We start from the raw sequence: 20,695 nt of genomic DNA on the forward strand, positions 1-20,695 counted from the left end.
TAGCGCTATCTTTTGATTGTTGAAGAAACGGCAAGCGCAACGAGGCGTGGGAGCATCGAAGGGAAAAGGCTGCGAAAGGTATTCAGTGAAGCGATTCAGCTTGCGGCGGGGAGGATATAGGGGAAGTTGTAAGAAAAAAAGACAAAATGTCGCAGGGGATTGTTGCTGGGCGGGTAATAGTTGGGGGCTTGGCGGAAGATTTGTAGGGTATTTGAGATCGAGCGCCGCCCGCGCGGCGCATCGCTGGCAAGCCAGCTCCCACATTTGTTTCGGGCCAGTTACTCCTGCAAGGTCATCACTGTCCGCCTTGTCGTTACGACGCGGTATTGAGGTGGGCACCAAGGCGGGCAGCGGTACCCTCACAGGCATAATTGGCCCGAAACAGATGTGGGAGCTGGCTTGCCAGCGATGCGCCGCGCGGGCGGCGCTCGATCTGCTAGGCGCTGCAAATCTTTCGCCTGGCCAATCAGAAGCTGGTACGCAAACCAACCTCCACACTACGCCCCGGCGCCGGCGCGATATCCCGCAGGATCGAACTGGCATAACGCACCGTCTGGTCCGTCAGGTTCTCCCCCCGCACAAAGGCCAGCCACTGGCTCTGGCCGATATCGAAGCGATAACCCAGGCTGGCACCCAGGGTGGTGTAACCCTCGGTGCTGGTCTCATTGGCCGGTTTGCGGTGCTGCGAAGCGGCATGCTGCACGTCGACCCGCGCCTGCCAGCGATCCAGTTCCCACACCAGCCCGCTGTTCAGGCGCAAAGGCGCGATGCGCGGCAGTGGCTCGCCGCTGTCGAGGTTCTTCGCCCGGGTGTAATCGCCCGAAAGCTCCAGGGCGAAACTGCCGTAGCGGTTCTCCAGCAACTGCCAACGGTCCTGGGCCTCGATGCCATAGAAGCGCGCACGCACGCCCTGGTACTGGTACTCGGGGAAGCCTTCGTGCTCATGGTCATGATCATGGTCTTCGTCATGGTCATGATCGTGCCCCTCGCGCAGGTTGCCGGTACCGATCAGGCCGATGTAGTTGCGAAAGTGGCTGTAGAACACGCCGACACTGCCCTTGTGGGTGCCATTGTCGAAGCGCAGGGCCAGGTCGCCGGAGATGGCCTTCTCTTTGTTCAGGCTGGCGTCACCCACTTCATAGGCGCCGGTGGCGACGTGGGCGCCGTTGGCGTACAGCTCGTAGAAGGTCGGGGCGCGCTCGGTGTAGCCCAGGTTGGCGGCCAGCGCCCACACCGGGTCAAGCTGGTACACGGCGCCGGACGAGAGGCTGAAGGCGTTGAAGCTGCTGGCGCTGTCGGCGGCGGCGAAGGTTTCGTTGCCCTTGGCATCGGGGTCGACGCGGGTGTGCTCCAGGCGGGCGCCCAGGCTCAGGTTCAGGCGCTGCGTGGCCTGCCATTGTTCGAGCATGAACAGCGCCAGGCTGTCGGTGTCGGTGTGCGGGACGAATGCCTCTTCACCCAGGGCGGAGAATTCGTTGCGGCTGATCTGTGCGCCGATCACCCCTTCGACCGGGCCGAGCGGCTGGTGCCGCGCCTCGATGCGCGCCTCGTAGCCTTTGTTCTTGAAGGTGGTATGCACTTCGCCGCTTTCGATCTCGCGGTGCTGGTAGTCGGTGTAACCGGCATCGACCTTGACCGAGCTGAACGGGCCGTCGAGGTCGCGCAGCTCCGAGGCGAAGCCGTAGTGGTCCTGTTGCATGTCCAGGCGCACACCGGGCTCGGCCACCGAGCCGTAGTTGCTGTCGTAGCGGCTGTAGGACAGGCCGGTGTAGCCGTGGTCCCAGTGGTAGCTGCCGCCGATTGCGCCACCGTCCTGGCGGCCGTCGCTGTTTTCCAGGCGGTGCTTGCTGCCGGGTTCGTCGGCGTCGCGCACCTTCGAGCTGCGCGCATAACCGGGGATGCGCAGGTCGTTGAACTGGCGGCTGTTGGCATCCAGGTGCAGGGCGAAGGCGCCGTTGCCGGCTTCCAGCTTGCCGGCGCTGCTGCGGGTGGTGTCGGCGCCGCCGTAGCGCAGCTCACCGGCGCCGTGGATGCCGTCGATGGGCGCGTCGGGGATGCGGTTGTCGAAGGTGTTGACCACACCGCCGATGGCGTTGCCGCCATACAGCAAGGCGGCCGGGCCACGCACGATCTCGACCCGTTCTACGGTGACCGGGTCCAGCGGTACGGCGTGGTCATAGGACAGCGACGAGGCGTCGAGGGCGCCGACGCCGTTGCGCAGGATGCGGATGCGGTCGCCGTCCAGGCCACGGATCACCGGGCGGCTGGCGCCGGGGCCGAACCAGGTGGAAGCCACGCCGGGCTGTTTGTTCAGGGTCTCGCCCAGGCTGCCGTGCTGCTGTTGCAGCAGCGCGTCGCCTTCGAGCACGGTGCTGGGGGCGGCCAATTGCGCGTTGCCCAGCGGGTTGGCGGTGATCACCTGGGGTTGCAGCTCGACGGCGTGGCTTGCGGGCGAGGCCAGCCACAGCGCGACGGCGAGGGGGGAGAGGTGCAGGGGGATGTGACGCATGAGGTGGGGCGTTCCTTGGCAGAAATGCTAATAGTTACTTTATAACATTTCATCACAAGCTGTTCGGTACTGGCCAGCACTTTGTGGATTGGCGTATTTGTCTGTAGGAACGGCCTTGTGCCGCGAAAGGGCTGCAAAGCAGCCCCGGCAATTTATGGTGGGCTGAGATCCAGGGGCCGCTGCGCGCCACTTTCGCGGCACAAGGCCGCTGCTACACGGGGAGCGCGCATAGCCCTCTACACTCGTGTAAGGTGCGCACCTTCCCGAACCTGGAGCACTGGCATGAGCACGGCCCAACACAATGCGCTGCACGGCAAGACCCTCGAGCAGATCCTCACCGAGCTGGTGGCGCACTACCAATGGCAGGGCCTGGCCGAGCGCGTCGATATCCGCTGCTTCAAGAGCAACCCGACCATCAAGTCGAGCCTGACCTTCCTGCGCAAGACGCCCTGGGCGCGGGAGAAGGTCGAGCTGCTGTATGTGAAGCTGCAGCGCAAAGGCTGATGCCGCGCCGCCCCTGGCTGACGCTCGCCGCCGTGCTCGGCTGGGCGGGCCTGGCGATCCAGCTGTACCTGGTGCTGCTGGCGCGCTGGCAGGCGCAGGCCAGCCTGATTGGCGGGCTGGTCAACCTGTTCTGTTTTTTCACCGTGCTGAGCAACACCCTGGCGGCCACGGTATTGAGCCATGCCGCGTTCGGTCGCGAGTCGGCGGCCAGGCGCTGGTTCCTCTCACCTGCGGTCAGTTCGTGCATCGCCGCCAGCATCGTGCTGGTAGGCCTGGCCTACAGCCTGCTGTTGCGCCACCTGTGGCAACCCCAGGGCTGGCAATGGTTGGCGGACGAGCTGCTGCACGATGTGATGCCGGTGCTGTTCTTTCTGTATTGGTGGTTCGAGGTGCCGAAGGGGCAACTGCGGATGTGGCACCTTGCGGTGTGGGCGCTGTATCCGGGGCTATATTTTGCCTTTGTGCTGTTGCGCGGGCATGAGATCGGGGTCTATCCGTATCCCTTCGTCGATGTGGCGCGGTTGGGGTATGGGCAGGTGATGGTCAATGCCCTGGGGGTGCTGGCGGGGTTCTGGGGGATCGGGCTGGTATTGCTGGGGCTGGATCGGTGGCGCAGGCCTTCATGAAACTGTTGGTGTTATCGCGGGGCAAGCCCGCTCCCACGCTGATCCACCCTTGGACTGCCCCCAAGAAGTTGGACACCAATCCAACCCTTAGGAGTAGTCCACAGCGTGGGAGCGGGCTTGCCCCGCGATAATGCAGTACTGGCAACCTTATTCGTCGTCGGCGGTGCCGTCAGCTCGCCAGTAAGCAGCGGCCTTGAGGGCATCCTCGGGCACGCCTTTCTCCTGCAGCAGCGCCTTGGCCTGGCGGGTCAGGGATTTCTCCAGCGCCACCCAGCCGTACAACCGGCCATCTGGCAACGCCAGGTGCTTCACCCGCTCCAGCACGTCTTCGGCATGCCGGCGCACCCAGATCACCTCGACCTGCGCCTTGCTCGGCAGTGGCTGGCGCTCCTGTTCATCCTCGATCTGGATCACCGCCAGCACCTGGCGCCCCGCCGGCAGCTCTTCCAGGCGCCGCGCAATGGCCGGGATCGCCGTTTCATCGCCAATCAGCAGGTAGCTGTCGAAAATATCCGGCACCACCATCGAGGCCCGTGGCCCGGCGATATCCAGCGTTTGCCCCGGTGCGGCCTGGGCGGCCCAGGTCGACGCCGGGCCGTCGCCGTGCAGGACGAAATCGATGTCCAGCTCCAGGTTCTGCAGGTCGATGCGCCGTGGCGTGTATTCGCGCATGGTCGGCCGGGCGCCACCGTCGCGGCCCAGGTTGCGTGCATCGATGGCCACCTGCTCCTCGGGCGTGCAGGCAAACAGCAGCTTGATGTGATCGTCCGTGCCGACGCTGGTGAAACCGGCCAGCTCGGCGCCGCCGAGGGTGACGCGGCGCATGCGCGGGGTCAGCTCGGTGACCCGCAGCACGACGAGGCGGCGCTGGCGGATCTCGTGGTTGACGCGATGGATGGTGTCGCTCATGGGGTGTTCTCCGTAACGGCCGGCCCGGAGGCGATGGCCTTGGCGGTGTCGTTGAGCAGGGTGCGTACCCGCTCGATCTCGTCGGGCGTCCAGCGGCCGCTGTGCATGTGCAGGGCGTGGCGCAGGTTGCCGACGGCTTCATGGATTTCAGCGGGGCGGTCATGGCCGCGCAGGGCACGCTTGCTCACTTCGATGCGCATGCGCACGCCGTCGAGGGCGACTGCTTGCTCGGCCAGGGCATTGCGACCGGCATCGGTGATGGCGTAAAGGCGCTTGCTGCCCTGGACCTGGCCGCCGATCAGCTCGGCTTCTTCGAGGTAGCTGAGGGTTGGGTAGATCACGCCGGGGCTTGGGCTGTAACTGCCGTCGAACAGGTTCTCGATCTGGCGAATCAGGTCGTAGCCATGGCCAGGCTGCTCGGCCAGCATCGACAGCATCAGCAGTTTCAGGTCGCCCGGGGCGAATACCCGCGGGCCGCGCTCGCCGCGGCCAGGGCGGCGTTCGAAGGGGTCATGGGAGGAATGGTCGCGCATGGCGCAAGGGCTCCGTCTGTTTCGATATATCGCAAGATATTACTCAAGATATATCTAAAGACAAGCCCTCAAATGCAGATGATTATCATCTAGTTGCTCGATAGGTCGTTGCGCCGTACGGGTTGCAATGCCACCTGCGGTGCCTTGCAGGCGTTGGGATTGTTCGGTTCCAGGTATGGCATGAGGATCGGCGCCATGCCCTTGAGCACCTGCACCGGCAGTGCCGAGGTGAAAGTGAAGGCTTCGGCCGTGCGCCCCGGGACGAAGGCGGTGAGGGTGCCGAAATGGTTGTCGCCAAGGAAGAACACGAAGGTGGCGGTGCGGTTCAGCGAGCGCGAGCCGATCAGCCGGCCACCGGCGCCGAAGCTTTCGATGCGGTTGTCACCGGTGCCGGTCTTGCCACCCATCACCAGCGGCGTGCCGTCGTGCAGTTTGAAGCTGCCCGAGATGCGCCGTGCAGTACCGGCGTCCACCACCTGCGACATCGCGCCCTTGAGCGCCCGGGCCACCTCGACCGGGAGGATCCGCTGGCCACGGTCGGGGTCGCTGAGCAGCTGGGTTTCGTAAGGCGTGCCCTGGGCGAAGTGCAGGGTGTCGATGCGCAGGGTCGGCAGGCGCACGCCGTCGTTCTGGATGATGCCGACCAGCTCGGAGAGCGCGGCCGGGCGGTCGCCGGAGCTGCCGATGGCGGTGGCCAATGACGGCACCAGGTGGTCGAACGGGTAACCCACGCGCTTCCAGCGCTGGTGGATGTCGAGGAACGCCTCGATCTCGACCATGGTGCGGATGCGGCTGTCGCGAGCGCCCTGGTGGCGGCTCTTGAACAGCCAGCTGTACACCTCCTGGCGCTCGAAACGGCTGGCGTTGAGGGTGTCCTTGAGCGAAGCGCCGGGGTTCTTCAGCAGGTAGCCGAGCATCCACAGGTCCAGCGGGTGGACCTTGGCGATATAGCCCTGGTCGGGCAGGTCGTACTTGCCCGGCCCGTAGGCTTCGTACATTTCCACCAGGCGGCTGTCGGTGAGCTTGGCCATGGCGATCTTGTCGTCCTTGCTGTGGGCCCTGACAAACGCGTTGAAGGTTTCCTGGCCCGATTCGGGGAACAGGTAGCGGTGCACCGCCGCCAGGCGTTGCGGGGTGACGCGCATGCTGTCGAGGAAGGTATCCAGGCGCTGTTGCGAGGTCTTGCGCTGGTACTTCTTCCAGAACCGCATCATGTAGTTGCTGCCTTCGCGGTCGGCGAAGCGCGCCAGGTATTCCTGGCGCCGTGGGTCGCTGTCGTCCCTGAGCAGCGGTTCGCGGTTGAACGGCTGCTGGTAGGTGACGTAGCGCACCAGATCGCGCATCAGGCGGATGAACGGCAGGTTGATTGATTCGCGCAGGGCATCCTTGAGCGTCGGGTTGCGGTTGTTGTCTTCCTTGCGGAAGTTGTTGAACACGTGCATGCCGCCGCCGGTGAAGAAGGCCTCGCCGGTATTGGCCGAGTACTTGCGCTCCAGGGCCGCGTCGAGCATGGCATCGAGGCTCTGGTTCTTCTGGTTCAGCATCAGCCATTCCAGCGACCACTGGCTGATGCGGTCGAGTTCGGCCACCGGCACCTTCTTCAGCTCGGCGGGCGGCTTGCCGGCGTACTTGTCGTGCAGCTCGGCGATGATTTCCAGGTAGGTGGTCAGCACGCGCAGCTTGGCGGTGGAGCCCAGTTCCAGCTTGCTGCCCTCGTTGATGTCGAAGGGCTGGTTGGTGCTGTCGGTTTGCACACGCACCCGCGAGCCGTCGTCGGTACGCTCGAACAGGGTGAAGCTGTAGCTGACCTGGTCGGTGGTCTTGCTGGTGAGCAGGCGTTCGCCGATCAGGCCCATCTGCGCGGCGAACGCCGGGTCGGCGAGGTTCTTCAGGTACTGGCTGACCTGCACGTTGAGGTCGGCCTGCAGGGTGCTGGTGGCCGACAGGTCGAGGCGGTCGAGGTCGTACAGCGGGCGGTTGAGCATGGCTGCCAGGCGGTTGCGGGCCAGGCTGATGCCCTTGTTGGTGATGATCGGCACGATGGTCGGCTGGGCTACCCAGTCGCGGTACACCGCCTTGCTGGCCAGGGCCGCGTCGGCCAGCGGGCGCTCGACGATGCCGTTGGCGGCGAGCACGCGGATGTGCGCGTCGGTGAGATCGGCAAGCTCCAGGCGGCCCTTGGACAGGTAATACGAGGGCCGGCGCTGGGCAATCATCAGCGACAGCACCTGGCGCAGGGCCAGGCCGCGCTCGGCCAGGCTTTTCTCGTCGCTGGCGGTGGACGTGAGGGCCTGGTTGACCTGGTCGAAATCGGCGCCGTACCAGACGCGCAGGCCCTCGGCCATGCCATGCACCTCACCGTGCCCGGGCACTGCCGACAACGGCACGCTGTTGAGGTAGTCACGCACGATGCGCTCGCGCGCCTCGGTGGTGTCCGGCCCGCCCTGGTAGGCGCGCACGCTGGCCGAAATCATCTGGCGGATCTTCTCGGCGCCGGACACGGTCAGGCCGTCCGGCGAATGCCGGTATTTTTCCAGCTGAGTGGCCAGGGTGCTGCCGCCGGCCGATTGGCCGGGCAGCGCCAGGTACTTGGCCACCTGGCTGTAGGCGGCCTTGGCGAAGCGCGGCCAGTCCACCGCCGGGTTGCTCTTCGGGTCCGCAGGGTCCAGCAGTTCGCGGTTTTCGATGAACAGCAGGCTGTTGACCATCACTGGCGGGATCGCCGCGAAGTTCGGGTACAGGTGCTGCGGGTAGTTGTACTGGTAGAGGGTGTCGCCACGGCAGTCGGTGATCGACAGGCCGGCCTGGATCTTCTCGACGTAGGGCACGAACAGACCATGCTCGGCATAGCTCATCAGCGCCGGGGAGAAGCGCACCTGCTGGTTGATCAGGTAGTCGCGCTTGAGCAGGCGCGGCAGGAATTCGCCCAGGGCGCTGTAGCCCAGGCGTTTGTCGAAGGGGCCGTCACCGGGGTAGACGATGGCGTCGCTGGGGCCGGGGTCGAGCTGGTAGGTGAGGGTACTGGCCAGTTTGCTGAATTCGCGCGATTGCAGGCGCGACGTCTGGATCTCCTGCCAGGCGGCGTAGCCCACGGCAGCCACGGCGACGATCAGGATGAGCAGGATCAACCGCCACCACAGATGGCGCTGGCGCGCAGGTTTTGGCGGTGGGGTTTCAGCCTGGGGTGCTTTGGGTGCTTCCGTACTGCTTGGTTCCGATTGCCACAGTGCGCCCATAGTCTTGAGTCCGGCCAGGTATTTTCGCGTTGCTTGTCTGAAGCTTAGACGTTGGTCGGCTTTGGTGAAAAATTTGTAGGAGGCTTCGAAGGTGCCTGTACGAACATGCGCCTTTGGTGCGACTTCCATTCTTCGGCAATGTTGCTAAGGTAGCTGCCCCATTCCTGTGCATGGGCACTGAAGGGCGGTGATGCCCCTCCGTGAAAGGCGTTTTGGCCGAGGAATCTCGCCAAATTTCCTGCTTTATATAGTGAAAAGCCCTGCATGTGGCTTCCTATACTGCTCGGCCCCTTCGCCCTGCCCGCAACCCGCGCGGCAGACAGGCCGGCCCACAAGGCCGCCTGGCAAGACGACGTTGCGCCTATCGGCGCGGCCGGTGCTGCACGAAGGTCAAATCCAATAACAAAATGAGGTTGTATTGCTATGCCAGTCGGCAACCATCCTGCCCACGGCGAGTCCGCCCAGGGCGGCCCGCTCAAGCGCGAACTGGGCGAACGGCACATCCGCCTGATGGCCCTCGGCGCCTGTATCGGCGTCGGCCTGTTCCTCGGTTCGGCCAAGGCCATCGAAATGGCCGGCCCCGCCATCATGCTGTCCTACATCATCGGTGGCCTGGCCATCCTGGTGATCATGCGCGCCCTCGGCGAAATGGCCGTGCACAACCCGGTCGCAGGTTCCTTCAGCCGCTACGCCCAAGACTACCTCGGCCCGCTGGCGGGCTTCTTGACCGGCTGGAACTACTGGTTCCTGTGGCTGGTGACCTGCGTTGCCGAAATCACCGCGGTGGCCATCTACATGGGCATCTGGTTCCCCGATGTGCCGCGCTGGATCTGGGCGCTGATGGCCCTGGGCAGCATGGGCGCGATCAACCTGATCGCGGTCAAGGCGTTCGGCGAGTTCGAGTTCTGGTTCGCCCTGATCAAGATCGTCACCATCATTGCCATGGTGCTCGGCGGCATCGGCGTGATCGCGTTCGGCTTCGGCAATGACGGCGTGGCCATGGGCATCTCCAACCTGTGGAGCAACGGCGGCTTCATGCCCAACGGCGTGACCGGCGTGCTGATGTCGCTGCAGATGGTGATGTTCGCCTACCTGGGCGTGGAAATGATCGGCCTGACCGCCGGCGAAGCGCGCAACCCGCAGAAGACCATCCCCCAGGCCATCGGCTCGGTGTTCTGGCGCATCCTGCTGTTCTACGTGGGCGCGCTGTTCGTGATCCTGTCGATCTACCCGTGGAACGAAATCGGCAGCCAGGGAAGCCCGTTCGTGATGACCTTCGAGCGCCTGGGCATCAAGACCGCCGCCGGCATCATCAACTTCGTGGTGATCACCGCCGCGCTATCGTCGTGCAACGGCGGCATTTTCAGCACCGGGCGCATGCTCTACAGCCTGGCGCAGAACGGCCAGGCCCCGGCCACCTTCGCCCGCACCTCGAAGAGCGGCGTGCCGCGCAATGCGCTGCTGCTGTCGATCGGCGCGCTGCTGCTGGGCGTGCTGGCCAACTACCTGGTGCCGGAGAAGGTGTTCGTCTGGGTGACCTCGATCGCCACCTTCGGCGCGATCTGGACCTGGGTCATGATCCTGCTGGCGCAGCTCAAGTTCCGTGCCGGGCTGTCCACTGCCGAGCGCAACGCGCTCAAGTACCGCATGTGGCTGTGGCCGCTGAGCTCGTACCTGGCGCTGGCGTTCCTGGTGCTGGTGGTGGGGCTGATGGCGTACTTCGAGGAGACCCGCGTGGCGCTGTACATTGGCCCGGCGTTCCTGGTGCTGCTGACGGCGCTGTACTACAGCTTCCGCCTGGCGCCGAAAGAGGCGCAAGGCGTGGCGAGTAACGCCGCCTGATCAACGAAGCCCCGGCCAGTGCCGGGGCTTTGTTTTTGTGTCTGTTGCGAGGGCCTCATCGCGGGGCAAGCCCGCTCCCACGCATTTGAACGTGGGAGCGGGCTTGCCCCGCGATGAGGCCATTGGATCAACCGGAGCGATTCATTCCCAGCTCCATGTCATCGATCAACGCCTTGGCCATGGCGCTGAGGATGCGCGCTGAACTGCCGGCGAGCATGTCGCCTTCCATTTCAGCTTCGCAGGTGAGGTGGCGGATGCAGCCGAGCAGTACCGACAGCTCGTCGAAAGCGTGCTGGAAGGGGATGCCGGGCTGGATGCGGAACAGCTCCAGGCAGGTGGTGGTGCCTGAGGTGTTGCCATGGTTGGTCGGGGTGGTCATGGCTGCGCTCCCGTTTCGTGGCGGATCAGGGGGTAGAGCAGCTGGTTCAGGTAGACGCAGGTATTGAGCAGGGTCTGGCGCTGCTCTTCGCTTTCGGTGTCGAAGTACATGTCGAGGACTTCGCGCAGGCATTCCATCAGCGAGGTGGCTTCGGTACGGGCGGCTTCGGGGGTGAGGTCAGGGGAGACGGTCAGGTAAGGGAAGAAACGGGGTGGATCGGGGACGATCTTCTTCATGGCAAAACCTCAGTGCGTTACTGGAGCCGCCATCTCGATCTTTCTCACGGATGAAGGTGGCAGCCGTACGCGGGGTGAGAAACCGGTGCACTGAAGCCGGCCAGACCGAAGTCTGCCCGCGCATGGCTGCCATAAACCTAAAGCCTTGGCAGTGCAGGTCGGGTTCTCACACCCGGTCACCCAAATTTGGCGACCGGGTGAAGTTAGCCCTGAGGGATTTCCCCGACAACGCAGCAACTTCCGGCAGGTGCGTAGGATAGTTCCCAAGCCTTCTGGGCTGAAGCATTTGGTTGCAGGTTCGGAAATGTCTTACGGGTTTAGTGGTATGCCTTGGGAGGGCCTGGCTGGCTACCGCGTCAGGGCGGCCAGGTGCCAGGCGAAGGTTTTGCAGCGCCCTTGAGATCGAGCGCCGCCCGCGCGGCGCATCGCTGGCAAGCCAGCTCCCACATTTGTTTCGGGCCAGTTATGTCTGTGGAAGTACCGCTGCCCGCCTTGGTGCATGCCTCAAGTCAGGTGAGGCGCCAGTGGTGCCCACCTCAATATCGAGTCGAACCAACAAGGCGGACAGTGATGAACTTTCAGGAGTGACTGGCCCGAAACAGATGTGGGAGCTGGCTTGCCAGCGATGCGCCGCGCGGGCGGCGCTAGATCTCATAGGCACTGCAAAAACATCGGCGAACACCTGGCGGCCCTCACCCAATCCCCCGGCAAGCACCTGTTGGCCTTCACTCAACTCCCTTGAAAGCCCCCCTCAAGCCGCCACCTCACTCTGCGGCTCAAAGCTGTCGGCCCGAGCCAACTGCCACATCCGCGAATAAAACTGCCCATTCACCTCGCCGGTCAGCAACTCCCCCGGCTTGAGGAACACATGCATCTGCGAGAACAGCTTGATCTCGGTCGCCGAAATGCGCCGCACCAGGTGCTTGGCCTCCAGCTGCGCCGGGTGTTCCAACCCCGCCGCCGCCAACATCTCGGCCAGCGCGCGCAGGGTGTTGTGGTGGAAGTTGAGCACCCGCTGGGCCTTGTCCGGCACTACCAGCGCGCGCTGGCGCAGGGCGTCCTGAGTGGCGACTCCGGTCGGGCACTTGTTGGTGTGGCAGCTCTGCGACTGGATGCAGCCGATGGCGAACATGAAGCCGCGCGCCGAGTTGGCCCAGTCGGCGCCAATCGCCAGCACGCTGGCGATGTCGAAGGCGCTGACGATCTTGCCGCTGGCACCGAGCTTGATCTTGTCGCGCAGGTTCAAGCCCACCAGGGTGTTGTGCACGAACAGCAGGCCCTCGCGCAGCGGCACGCCGATATGGTCGGTGAACTCCACCGGCGCTGCGCCGGTACCGCCTTCCTTGCCATCGACCACGATGAAGTCGGGGAGGATGCCGGTTTCCAGCATGGCCTTGGCGATGCCCATGAACTCCCACGGGTGGCCCAGGCAGAACTTGAAGCCCACCGGCTTGCCGCCGGACAGCTCACGCAGCTGGGCGATGAACTGCATCATCTCGATAGGGGTGGAAAACGCGCTGTGGCGCGACGGTGAGATGCAGTCCTCGCCCATCAGGATGCCGCGGGTCTCGGCGATTTCCTGGGTGACCTTGTGCTTGGGCAGGATGCCGCCGTGGCCGGGTTTGGCACCTTGGCTCATCTTGATCTCGATCATCCGCACCTGCGGGTTCCGCGCCTGGGCGGCGAAGCGCTCGGGGTCGAAGCGCCCGTCGGGGGTGCGGCAGCCGAAATAACCGCTGCCCAGTTCCCAGGTCAGGTCGCCGCCGTGCTCCCGGTGGTAGGGGCTGATGCTGCCTTCGCCGGTGTCGTGGGCGAAGTTGCCGAGCTTGGCGCCTTTGTTCAGGGCGCGGATGGCGTTGGCGCTGAGCGAACCGAAGCTCATGGCTGAAATGTTGAAGATCGACGCCGAGTACGGCTGGGTGCACTGCGGGCCGCCCACGGTGACGCGGAAACTGGCCGGGTCGGCCAATGGCGCCGGGCGCATCGAGTGACCGATGAATTCGAAACCGGATTCGTACACATCAATCAGTGTGCCGAAGGGTTTGTCCGACGCTTCGTTCTTCGCCCGGGCATAGACCAGCGAGCGCTGGGCACGGGAGAACGGCAGGGCATCGCTGTCGGACTCCAGCAGGTATTGGCGGATTTCCGGGCGGATGGCTTCGACCAGGTAGCGGATGTTGCCGAGGATCGGGTAGTTGCGGCGTACCGCGTGGCGCTGTTGCAGCAGGTCGAACACACCGATCAGGCTGAGCACCCCGGTGGCCAGGGTGAACGGCCACAACCACTCATGGTGGAGCAACGGCAGGCTGGCGAGGGTAAACAGCACGCAGGCGGCGAAAAAGGCGTAGCGACTGAGAAGTGACAGGCTCATACGGGGTCCTTGCGAATGGCTCGGTCAGGCTCAGGGCCTGGGGCGAACCCCGACCATAGCCCGCTGGCCGGCCCATGGCCAGCCTGGGGCGGCGCAGGAAAAATGAAAATACGGGTATCGAAAATCATTCGCGATAGTATATGTTATAAAGTATCACTTTGAGATCGAGGAGTACCCATCATGAAAGCAGGCATCCACCCCGCGTACCGCACTGTGCTGTTCCATGACACCGCTGCCGATGCGTACTTTTTGATTGGCTCGACCGTCGATACCGATCGCACCCAGCAGCACAGCGATGGCCAGACCTACCCCTACGTGGCGCTGGATGTGTCCAGCGCTTCGCATCCGGTGTACACCGGGCAGCAGCGCAAGACCACGGTGGAAGGACGGGTGGCCGGGTTCAACAAGCGCTTTGCCGGGTTTTCCGGGAAGACCGGGCAGTAGTCGAATGCTATCGCGGGGCAAGCCCGCTCCCACGAGTTCCAGCGTGGGAGCGGGCTTGCCCCGCGATAGCGTCAGTTGCCAGAGCGCAACAAGCGCTGGTGCCACAGCGTTTGCTCAGCCAACGGCACATCAACCAGATACTGATACTTCCCCGCCACCCGGCACGCCACCGCCACCCCATCGCGGTACAGCAGCCGATTGCCGTTCACCGCCGGCACCTTGGCCCCCGGCAGCAAGGTGCCCACCAGGTTCAACGGATCGCAACCACTCACCACCACCAGCGCCCCGTCCGCTTCGCGCCTGCGCACCTGGCGCAATACCCCGATGGCTTCGGGCAAGGCGAACTGCTCGCCGGCCAGCCCTGCGATAAAGCGCCCGCCACGGATCTCACCGCGGGCTTCGAGGCGGTGATAGCAATGCAGCAACTCACGCCACGACGGCAGCACATCGCTTTCACGCTCCAGCAGGCGCCAGCACACCACGCCGTAGCGACGCAGCAGGCTGCGGGCGATATGTTCCAGGCGCGGGTCTTTGTCCACTGCGCTGCCCGCGCGGCGCAGCAGCGCCCAGCGCCCAGCATGGGCCATGGAACTCGACAGCGGCGGATGCCCGCGACGGCTGCTGCGCGAAGCGCGTTTGGCCGCCGGGGTGATCAGGCTGCGCAGGCCACTGAAACTGTCGGCGCTGGCCAGGCCAAAGCCGACCAGTTCCTGCAGCGCGGTTTCCAGCTCGCTGGGCAGCAGGTGCGCCTCGTGGGCAAGTTCGTCGAAGAACAGGGCGCCGTGGGCCTGCAAGCTTTGCAGCACGCGCTGGCCGCGCGGCGATAGCTGCTGCGGATCGGGCGTTGGCGCAAGGCTGCGCCACAGGCCAAGTTGCTCGCGTGGCAGCAGCACCAGGGGGGTGCTGGTCAAGGTGCTGGCCGAGGCCGTGGCCGCCAGCCGGCTCCAGGCCCAATGGCCGCTGCGGCAGGCATCGTCCAGCCAGTGCGGGCTGTAGTCCTTGATCCGTGCCGGCAGCAGTTCCGCCTCCCAGGCGCCGGCAGCAGCCGGGAAGCCTTGCAGCTGGCCGAGCACTTCGCCCACGGCCTGCGGGCCACGCAGGCGCTCTTCGCCGGCCAGGTGCTGCCAGTCGAACAGAAAACGCATGAAGTCCTGCAGGCTGACCGGTTCGATCTCGCGGCGCAGGCGCTTGACCGTATAGCGGTGGATGCGCGCCAGCAGGTGGCGTTCGCACCACTGCATTGCGCGCTCACCCGGGCTGAACTGGCCGCGCAGCACGTAACCTTCGCCTTCCAGCCGGGCGAGGGCCTGTTCGCAGTCGCCCAGGGCGCAACCCAGCGGCGTGCCGATCTGGGCGAGGGTCAATGGGCCGAAGCCGCTCAGCCGGGCCCGCAGCAGTTCGCTCAGCGCGATGTCCTGCGCATAAGGCTGGTCGAAGCCCGGCAGCACTGGCAACGCAGGCTCCAGGTGGGCGCCGGGGAACACTGCGCTGATCTGGCCAAGGCGCTCACGGGCCAGCCACACAGGCGGCCCGCCCGCCTGCAGGCGGCAGGCTCTGCCGGACTGCGCCAGTTGCCCAAGCAGGGCGACCCATCCAGGGTTGGCCTCGGCTTCGGCCTGGGTGATCACCCCCAGGCTCATCAAGGCTTCGTGCAGTTCATCGGCGTTGGCCGCGTGCGGCCAGGCCTCGGCCTGCACGGCGCGGATGGCGTCGATGTCCAGCGCACCGAGGTCGTCGCTGCTGTGCACTTCGTTCCAGCGGCGGTTGAGCACGGCCTGGGTGCGTCGTTCTTCCAGTGGGGCATCGTCGAGGAAGGTGTAGGGGCGGGCGTTGAGGATCGCCGAGGCCAGCGGTGAAGGCGCCGGCAGGTCGCGGCTGAGCAGGCGGATGTCACCGGCCTCCATGCGCTGCAGCAGCGCCAGCCAGCCTTCGCTGTCCATGGCCTCGTGCAGGCAGTCGTCGAGGGTCTGTTCGACCAGTGGGTGATCGGGAATCTGCCGCTCGCCGACCAGGTTCTCCAGGCAGGCGATCTGGTCGGGGAATACCGCGGCTATCAGGTCTTCGCTCTTCATCCGCTGGATCTGCGGCGGCACCTTGCGCCCGCCCACATAGCGCGGCAAGGCCATGGCCACCGCCGCGCACCAGCGCCAGCGCACGCCGAACAGCGGCGCGTCGAGCAGGGCCTGGACAAGGATCGGCTCGGCCGTGCGGCTGTTCAGGTAACGCCAGACCTCGTCCAGTTCGAAACTGTGGCTGCTCGACAGCGACAGCACGATGGCATCCTCGCTGGCCGCCGCCTGCAGCTCGAAGTTGAACGTGCGGCAGAAGCGCTTGCGCAGGGCCAGGCCCCAGGCGCGGTTGATGCGGCTGCCGTAGGGCGAATGAATGATCAACTGGGTGCCGCCGGACTCGTCGAAGAAGCGCTCCATCACCAGGGTCTGCTGCGAGGGCAGGGCACCAAGCACCTGCCAGGTGCGGCCGAGGTAGTCGAGCAATTGCTGGGCGCAGCCTTCATCCAGTTGGTAGGTGGTGCGCAGCCAGCCCAGCGCCTGGTCGAAATCGCCGGCCTGCAATTGTTGATCAAGGCGCGCCTGCAGCCGCGCCACTGCGCCGGACAGCTCATTGCTGCGCCCGGGCGCCTCGCCGATCCAGAACGGAATGGTCGGTGGCTGGCCTCGGGCATCCTCGACCCGTACCCGCCCAGGCTCTACCCGCAGGATGCGGTAGGAGGCGTTGCCCAGCTGGAAGATATCGCCAGCGATGCTTTCTATCGCGAAGTCTTCGTTGACGCTGCCGATGTTCAGCGCCTGGGGTTCGAGCAGCACGGCGTAATCGGCGGTTTCGGGGATGGTGCCGCCGCTGGTCAACGCGGTCAGCTGGCTGCCGCGTCGCCCGCGCAGGCTGGCGCTGACCGCATCACGGTGCAGATAGGCGCTGCGCACGCCCTGGCGGCCGTTGAAACCCTCGGCGAGCATGCGCAGCAGGGCCTGGTAGTGGCCTTGGTCGAGGGCGGCGTAGGGGGTGGCCTGGCGCAGCAGGTTGAACAGTGCGCGCTCGTCCCAGGGCTGGTTGCTCACTTCGGCGACGATCTGCTGGGCGAGCACGTCCAGCGGTGCCGCCGGGATATGCAATTCGTCGAGTTCGCCCTGGCGTACACAGTCGAGCAAGGCGACGCACTCGATCAGCTCGTCCCGCGAGGTGGGGAACAGCCGGCCCTTGGGCATGCCATCGACCTGATGCCCGGAGCGCCCGACCCGCTGCAAGAAGGCGGCGATCGAGCCGGGCGAGGCGATCTGGCAGACCAGATCGACATCGCCGATATCGATACCCAGCTCCAGCGAGGCGGTGCTGACCAGCACCTGCAACTCGCCAGCCTTGAGTTGCTGCTCGGCCTTCAGGCGATGCTCCTTGGCCAGGCTGCCGTGGTGCGCGGCCACGGCGTCGTTGCCCAGGCGCTCGCCCAGGTGGCGGGTGAGCCGTTCGGCCAGGCGCCGGGTGTTGACGAAGATCAGCGTGGTGCGGTGCTGGCGGGCCAGCGCGGCCAGGCGCTCGTAGACCAGCGCCCAGACATCGCTGGCCATGACCGCGCCCAGCGGCACCGGCGGCACTTCGAGGGCCAGGTCGCGCTGGCGCACATGGCCGATGTCGACGATGGCGCAGGGGCGCTGGTGGCCAACCAGGAACTGCGCTACCCGCTCCACCGGGCGCTGGGTCGCCGACAGGCCGATGCGCCGCAAGGGGCGGCCGGCCAGGGCTTCCAGGCGTTCCAGGGTCAAGGCCAGGTGGCTGCCGCGCTTGTTGCCGGCCAGGGCGTGGATCTCGTCGACGATCACCGTGTGTACGCCGGCCAGGCCTTCGCGGCCCGACGCCGAACCCATCAGCACGTACAGCGATTCCGGCGTGGTCACCAGGATATGCGGGGCCAGCTTGCGCATGGCCGCGCGCTCCTTCTGCGGGGTGTCGCCGGTGCGAACAGCCGTGGTGATGCGTGGCGCCTTCAGGCCGAGCTGCTCGAGCTGCGCGCCGATGCCTGCGAGGGGAGCCTCGAGGTTCAGGCGAATATCGTTGGACAGCGCCTTGAGCGGCGAGACGTAGACAACCTGGGTTTGCGCCGGCAGCTCGCCGTCGCGGTCGAGCCCTTGGCAGAACAGCTCGTCGAGCACGGCGAGGAAGGCGCTCAGGGTCTTGCCCGAGCCGGTTGGCGCGGCCAGCAGCATCGACTGGCGCGCATGGATCAGCGGCCAGGCGCCGGCCTGGGCCTCGGTGACCGTGGCGAAGCGTTGGCGGAACCAGGTGGCCACGGCGGGGTGGAACAGGCCGAGCACCGGGTGCTGATGGGCGGGGAGGTTCATGGATTGGTTATGGAGCGTTGCAGGCGGATAGGCAAGGGGCCGTTCGTCTGCCTGTTCCGGCCTCATCGCGGGGCAAGCCCGCTCCCACGCTCAGGTCCACAGCGAACGTCGTGGGAGCGGGCTTGCCCCGCGATAGGACCGGAACAGGTATCCTGCGTCTCCCGACCCTCCGCGAGCCGCCCCATGCCTAACACCATCCACATCGCCGCCGCCCTGTTGATCGACCCGCAAGGCCGTACCCTGCTGGTGCGCAAGCGCGGCACCCTGGCCTTCATGCAGCCGGGCGGCAAGATCGATGCGGGGGAGTCAGCGGCCCAGGCGCTGGCGCGTGAGCTTCACGAAGAGCTGGGGCTGCGCATCGACCCGGCACAGGCCACGCACCTGGGCAGTTTCAGCGCCCCGGCCGCCAATGAGCCAGGCTTCGTGGTCAAGGCCGAGCTGTTCCGTGTCGACAGCGCCGAGGCCGTGACCCCGGCGGCGGAAATCGAAGAAGTGCTGTGGCTGGCTGCCGGCGACACGCCAGGCCTGAGCCTGGCGCCGCTGACCCGCGACCTGATCCTGCCGCTGTGGCGCCAAGGCCTCAACGCACCGCGCTGACCCCGTCGAGGGTGGCGAACGAAGTGTCCTTGGCGGTCAGCAGGAAGTCGCGCATGTACGGCGCATCGAGCATGTCGGTGCGCACCGCCGCGTACAGCGTGGCGAACAGGCCTTTTTCACCCAGGCGCTTGCCCTTCACGTAACCGCGCGCGCTGTATTCGTGCAGCGCCCAGTGCGGCATGCCGCATACACCACGGCCGCTGGCCACCAGTTGCATCATCATGACCGTCAGCTCCGAGGTGCGCACCGCGGCCGGTTCCATGTCGGCCGGCTCGAGGAAGCGGGTGAAGATGTCCAGGCGGTCGCGCTCCACCGGGTAGGTGATCAGGGTCTGGTCGAGCAGGTCCTGGGGCACGATGTAGGGCTTGCTGGCCAGCGGGTGCTGGTTGGCCACCGCGAGCATGGCTTCGTAGGTGAACAGCGGTACGTAGGTGATGCCGGCCAGGTCCAGCGGGTCGGAGGTCACCACCAGGTCGAGGTCGCCGCGGGCCAGGGCCGGCAAGGGGGCGAAGGCGAAGCCCGAGGCCAGGTCCAGCTCCACTTCCGGCCAGGCGTCGCGGAACTGGTCGATGGTCGGCATCAGCCACTGGAAGCAGCTGTGGCACTCGATGGCCATGTGCAGGCGCCCGGCGGTGCCGCCGGCCAGCCGGGCGATATCGCGCTCGGCGCCGCGCAGCAGCGGCAGGGTGGCGTCGGCCAGTTGCAGCAAACGCAGGCCGGCGCTGGTGAAGCGGATCGGCTTGGTCTTGCGCACGAACAGCGGCAGGCCCAGGCGTTCCTCCAGCTCCTTGAACTGGTGCGACAGCGCCGATTGCGTCAGGTGCAGGCGCTCGGCGGCCTCCACCAGGCTGTCGGCCTCGCGCAGGGCATGAAGGGTTTTCAGGTGACGGATTTCCAGCACAAGGGCTCCGTGAACAATCTTTGAGGAAAACGGGATGGCGTTGAGTTTCCCTCATGTTGCCCTGGCCTGTCGACCGCCGCTTGGCAATGACCGCTGGGCAAGGTTCATGAAACTGTCACGGTTTTGTGGCAGCGCGAGCGAATGGATTTCATCAGACTCGCGCTCTACTGGGGATCTGCATTCTGGTGTTTTTTTCATGCGGGCTTTTTTACTTTTCTTCCTTCTGCTGATTAGCGCTTCGGCGAGCTTCGCCGACGACCGCTGCAACCCACAGGTGCCGGTGCAACGTGCCGAGCTGGGCGAGCTGAGCCTGGTCTACCAGAGCGTCGGCGCACCGCGGGATCCGGCGTTATTGCTGGTCATGGGCCTGGGCGGGCAGTTGATCCACTGGCCGGACGACGTGGTCGAGGCGCTGTGCCGCCAGGGCTTTCGGGTGATCCGCTACGACAACCGCGATGTCGGCCTGTCGCGCTGGAACCAGCTGCCGGGCTCGGCCAACCTCACCCTCGAAGTGCTGCGCTACAAACTGGGCCTGCCGGTATCGGCGCCCTACAGCCTGACCGACATGGCCGGTGACGGCCTGCACCTGATGGACGCGCTGCAGATCCGCCAGTTCCATGTGCTGGGGGTGAGCATGGGTGGGATGATCGCCCAGCACATTGCGGCCATGGCGCCGGAGCGGGTGCGTAGCCTGACGCTGGTGATGTCCAGCTCGGGTGCGGCCGGGTTGCCGGCACCGAATCCGGCGCTGGTGCAGCTGCTGGCGCGGCGCAATGCACCGAACCGAGCGGTGGCGATCGAACAGCAGGCTGACCTGCTGGCGGCCTTGGGCAGCCCGCAGGTGAAGGATGATCGCGCGGTGTTGCTCCAGCAGGCGGCGCAGGCCTATGACCGGGCGTTCAACCCCGAGGGCGTGAAGCGCCAGATCATGGCGATTCTCGCCGAGCCGAGCCGGGTCGAGCTATTGAATCAACTGCGGGTGCCGACGCTGGTGGTGCATGGCACCGCCGACCCGCTGCTGCCGGTGATGCATGGGGTGCACCTGGCGGCGCATATCCAGGGCAGTGAGTTGCGCTTGATACCGGGGCTGGCGCATCGCTTCCAGGAGCCGTTCAAGCAGCCGCTGCTGGGGGCGGTGCTGCCTTACCTGCAGTCGCATCGGCAGGATGTGACGCATATCGCCGGGCTCTAGAACCTATCGCGGGGCAAGCCCGCTCCCACGCAATAGGCCTGTGGGCAATGCACTGCGTGGGAGC

15 protein-coding genes are annotated in these 20,695 nt (G+C 65.7%); 6 read left to right on the forward strand and 9 right to left on the reverse strand.

Going from position 1 to position 20,695, the window contains the following annotated elements:
* Positions 1 to 466: 466 nt before the first annotated feature.
* On the reverse strand, positions 467 to 2,509 hold the full coding sequence (locus EJA05_RS05725) for a TonB-dependent receptor (RefSeq protein WP_125857611.1): 2,043 nt from the start codon (positions 2,507 to 2,509) through the stop codon (positions 467 to 469).
* Between the two features lie 282 nt (positions 2,510 to 2,791).
* Between EJA05_RS05725 and EJA05_RS05730 the strand changes: the two genes are divergently transcribed.
* Both EJA05_RS05730 and EJA05_RS05735 read left to right on the forward strand, forming a co-directional pair.
* Entirely contained in the window at positions 2,792 to 3,013 is a 222-nt protein-coding gene (locus EJA05_RS05730) for a VF530 family protein (RefSeq protein ID WP_110995111.1), read from the forward strand.
* The gene (locus EJA05_RS05735) at positions 3,013 to 3,639 is read left to right on the forward strand and encodes a Pr6Pr family membrane protein (protein WP_125857612.1); all 627 of its coding nucleotides are present in this window, start codon (positions 3,013 to 3,015) and stop codon (positions 3,637 to 3,639) included. The genes EJA05_RS05730 and EJA05_RS05735 overlap by 1 nt, the downstream gene beginning before the upstream one ends.
* A gap of 147 nt (positions 3,640 to 3,786) precedes the next feature.
* Here EJA05_RS05735 and EJA05_RS05740 read toward each other — a convergent pair whose 3' ends face one another.
* The 3 genes from EJA05_RS05740 to EJA05_RS05750 all read right to left on the reverse strand — a co-directional run bounded on the left by EJA05_RS05740 (position 3,787) and on the right by EJA05_RS05750 (position 8,317).
* Positions 3,787 to 4,548, reverse strand: a complete 762-nt coding sequence (locus tag EJA05_RS05740) for a siderophore-interacting protein (RefSeq protein WP_125857613.1) — start codon at positions 4,546 to 4,548, stop codon at positions 3,787 to 3,789.
* A complete protein-coding gene (locus EJA05_RS05745) occupies positions 4,545 to 5,081 on the reverse strand; it encodes a PadR family transcriptional regulator (RefSeq protein WP_125857614.1) in 537 nt (178 codons plus the stop codon). Before EJA05_RS05745 ends, EJA05_RS05740 begins: the two co-directional genes overlap by 4 nt.
* An 89-nt stretch (positions 5,082 to 5,170) precedes the next feature.
* Positions 5,171 to 8,317 carry a transglycosylase domain-containing protein gene (locus EJA05_RS05750; RefSeq protein WP_125857615.1) on the reverse strand — a complete coding sequence of 1,049 codons (3,147 nt, stop codon included), beginning with the start codon at positions 8,315 to 8,317 and terminating at the stop codon, positions 5,171 to 5,173.
* A 423-nt stretch (positions 8,318 to 8,740) separates the two neighbouring features.
* Between EJA05_RS05750 and EJA05_RS05755 the strand changes: the two genes are divergently transcribed.
* Positions 8,741 to 10,159 carry an amino acid permease gene (locus EJA05_RS05755; RefSeq protein WP_125462831.1) on the forward strand — a complete coding sequence of 473 codons (1,419 nt, stop codon included), beginning with the start codon at positions 8,741 to 8,743 and terminating at the stop codon, positions 10,157 to 10,159.
* A gap of 127 nt (positions 10,160 to 10,286) precedes the next feature.
* Here the strand turns inward: EJA05_RS05755 and EJA05_RS05760 are convergent, their stop codons facing one another.
* From EJA05_RS05760 to EJA05_RS05775, 3 genes are all read right to left on the reverse strand, one after another.
* Positions 10,287 to 10,538: a DUF3077 domain-containing protein gene (locus EJA05_RS05760; protein ID WP_125462832.1), complete on the reverse strand. Its 252-nt coding sequence runs from the start codon at positions 10,536 to 10,538 to the stop codon at positions 10,287 to 10,289.
* A complete protein-coding gene (locus EJA05_RS05765) occupies positions 10,535 to 10,774 on the reverse strand; it encodes a hypothetical protein (protein ID WP_125857616.1) in 240 nt (79 codons plus the stop codon). Before EJA05_RS05765 ends, EJA05_RS05760 begins: the two co-directional genes overlap by 4 nt.
* Positions 10,775 to 11,525: 751 nt before the next feature.
* A complete protein-coding gene (locus EJA05_RS05775) occupies positions 11,526 to 13,145 on the reverse strand; it encodes an FMN-binding glutamate synthase family protein (protein WP_125462834.1) in 1,620 nt (539 codons plus the stop codon).
* Positions 13,146 to 13,325: 180 nt separating this feature from the next.
* Between EJA05_RS05775 and EJA05_RS05780 the strand changes: the two genes are divergently transcribed.
* A complete protein-coding gene (locus tag EJA05_RS05780) occupies positions 13,326 to 13,589 on the forward strand; it encodes a type B 50S ribosomal protein L31 (RefSeq protein ID WP_125857617.1) in 264 nt (87 codons plus the stop codon).
* A 71-nt stretch (positions 13,590 to 13,660) separates the two neighbouring features.
* On the opposite strand, the gene EJA05_RS05785 is transcribed toward EJA05_RS05780, so the two are convergent.
* Positions 13,661 to 17,941 carry a DEAD/DEAH box helicase gene (locus EJA05_RS05785; protein ID WP_125857618.1) on the reverse strand — a complete coding sequence of 1,427 codons (4,281 nt, stop codon included), beginning with the start codon at positions 17,939 to 17,941 and terminating at the stop codon, positions 13,661 to 13,663.
* 183 nt (positions 17,942 to 18,124) lie between these two features.
* Here EJA05_RS05785 and EJA05_RS05790 point away from each other — a divergent pair, with 183 nt between their 5' ends.
* Positions 18,125 to 18,538 carry an NUDIX hydrolase gene (locus EJA05_RS05790; RefSeq protein ID WP_125857619.1) on the forward strand — a complete coding sequence of 138 codons (414 nt, stop codon included), beginning with the start codon at positions 18,125 to 18,127 and terminating at the stop codon, positions 18,536 to 18,538.
* Here the strand turns inward: EJA05_RS05790 and metR are convergent.
* Positions 18,522 to 19,439 carry a transcriptional regulator MetR gene (gene metR / locus EJA05_RS05795; RefSeq protein WP_125857620.1) on the reverse strand — a complete coding sequence of 306 codons (918 nt, stop codon included), beginning with the start codon at positions 19,437 to 19,439 and terminating at the stop codon, positions 18,522 to 18,524. The genes EJA05_RS05790 and metR overlap by 17 nt on opposite strands.
* A gap of 196 nt (positions 19,440 to 19,635) precedes the next feature.
* On the opposite strand from metR, the gene EJA05_RS05800 reads away from it, so the two are divergent.
* Positions 19,636 to 20,631 (forward strand): alpha/beta fold hydrolase, encoded by a 996-nt coding sequence (locus tag EJA05_RS05800; RefSeq protein ID WP_125857621.1) that lies wholly within the window; start codon positions 19,636 to 19,638, stop codon positions 20,629 to 20,631.
* Positions 20,632 to 20,695: the final 64 nt, after the last annotated feature.

It is taken from the genome of Pseudomonas oryziphila, assembly GCF_003940825.1.
Classification (GTDB): Bacteria; Pseudomonadota; Gammaproteobacteria; order Pseudomonadales; family Pseudomonadaceae; genus Aquipseudomonas; species Aquipseudomonas sichuanensis.

Excerpts from the sequence above, each read along its gene's own strand:
- EJA05_RS05725 (WP_125857611.1), bottom strand. The coding sequence starts at position 2,509 with ATGCGTCACATCCCCCTGCACCTCTCCCCCCTCGCCGTCGCGCTGTGG.
- EJA05_RS05730 (WP_110995111.1), top strand. The coding sequence starts at position 2,792 with ATGAGCACGGCCCAACACAATGCGCTGCACGGCAAGACCCTCGAGCAG.
- EJA05_RS05735 (WP_125857612.1), top strand. The coding sequence starts at position 3,013 with ATGCCGCGCCGCCCCTGGCTGACGCTCGCCGCCGTGCTCGGCTGGGCG.
- EJA05_RS05740 (WP_125857613.1), bottom strand. The coding sequence starts at position 4,548 with ATGAGCGACACCATCCATCGCGTCAACCACGAGATCCGCCAGCGCCGC.
- EJA05_RS05745 (WP_125857614.1), bottom strand. The coding sequence starts at position 5,081 with ATGCGCGACCATTCCTCCCATGACCCCTTCGAACGCCGCCCTGGCCGC.
- EJA05_RS05750 (WP_125857615.1), bottom strand. The coding sequence starts at position 8,317 with ATGGGCGCACTGTGGCAATCGGAACCAAGCAGTACGGAAGCACCCAAA.
- EJA05_RS05755 (WP_125462831.1), top strand. The coding sequence starts at position 8,741 with ATGCCAGTCGGCAACCATCCTGCCCACGGCGAGTCCGCCCAGGGCGGC.
- EJA05_RS05760 (WP_125462832.1), bottom strand. The coding sequence starts at position 10,538 with ATGACCACCCCGACCAACCATGGCAACACCTCAGGCACCACCACCTGC.
- EJA05_RS05765 (WP_125857616.1), bottom strand. The coding sequence starts at position 10,774 with ATGAAGAAGATCGTCCCCGATCCACCCCGTTTCTTCCCTTACCTGACC.
- EJA05_RS05775 (WP_125462834.1), bottom strand. The coding sequence starts at position 13,145 with ATGAGCCTGTCACTTCTCAGTCGCTACGCCTTTTTCGCCGCCTGCGTG.
- EJA05_RS05780 (WP_125857617.1), top strand. The coding sequence starts at position 13,326 with ATGAAAGCAGGCATCCACCCCGCGTACCGCACTGTGCTGTTCCATGAC.
- EJA05_RS05785 (WP_125857618.1), bottom strand. The coding sequence starts at position 17,941 with ATGAACCTCCCCGCCCATCAGCACCCGGTGCTCGGCCTGTTCCACCCC.
- EJA05_RS05790 (WP_125857619.1), top strand. The coding sequence starts at position 18,125 with ATGCCTAACACCATCCACATCGCCGCCGCCCTGTTGATCGACCCGCAA.
- EJA05_RS05800 (WP_125857621.1), top strand. The coding sequence starts at position 19,636 with ATGCGGGCTTTTTTACTTTTCTTCCTTCTGCTGATTAGCGCTTCGGCG.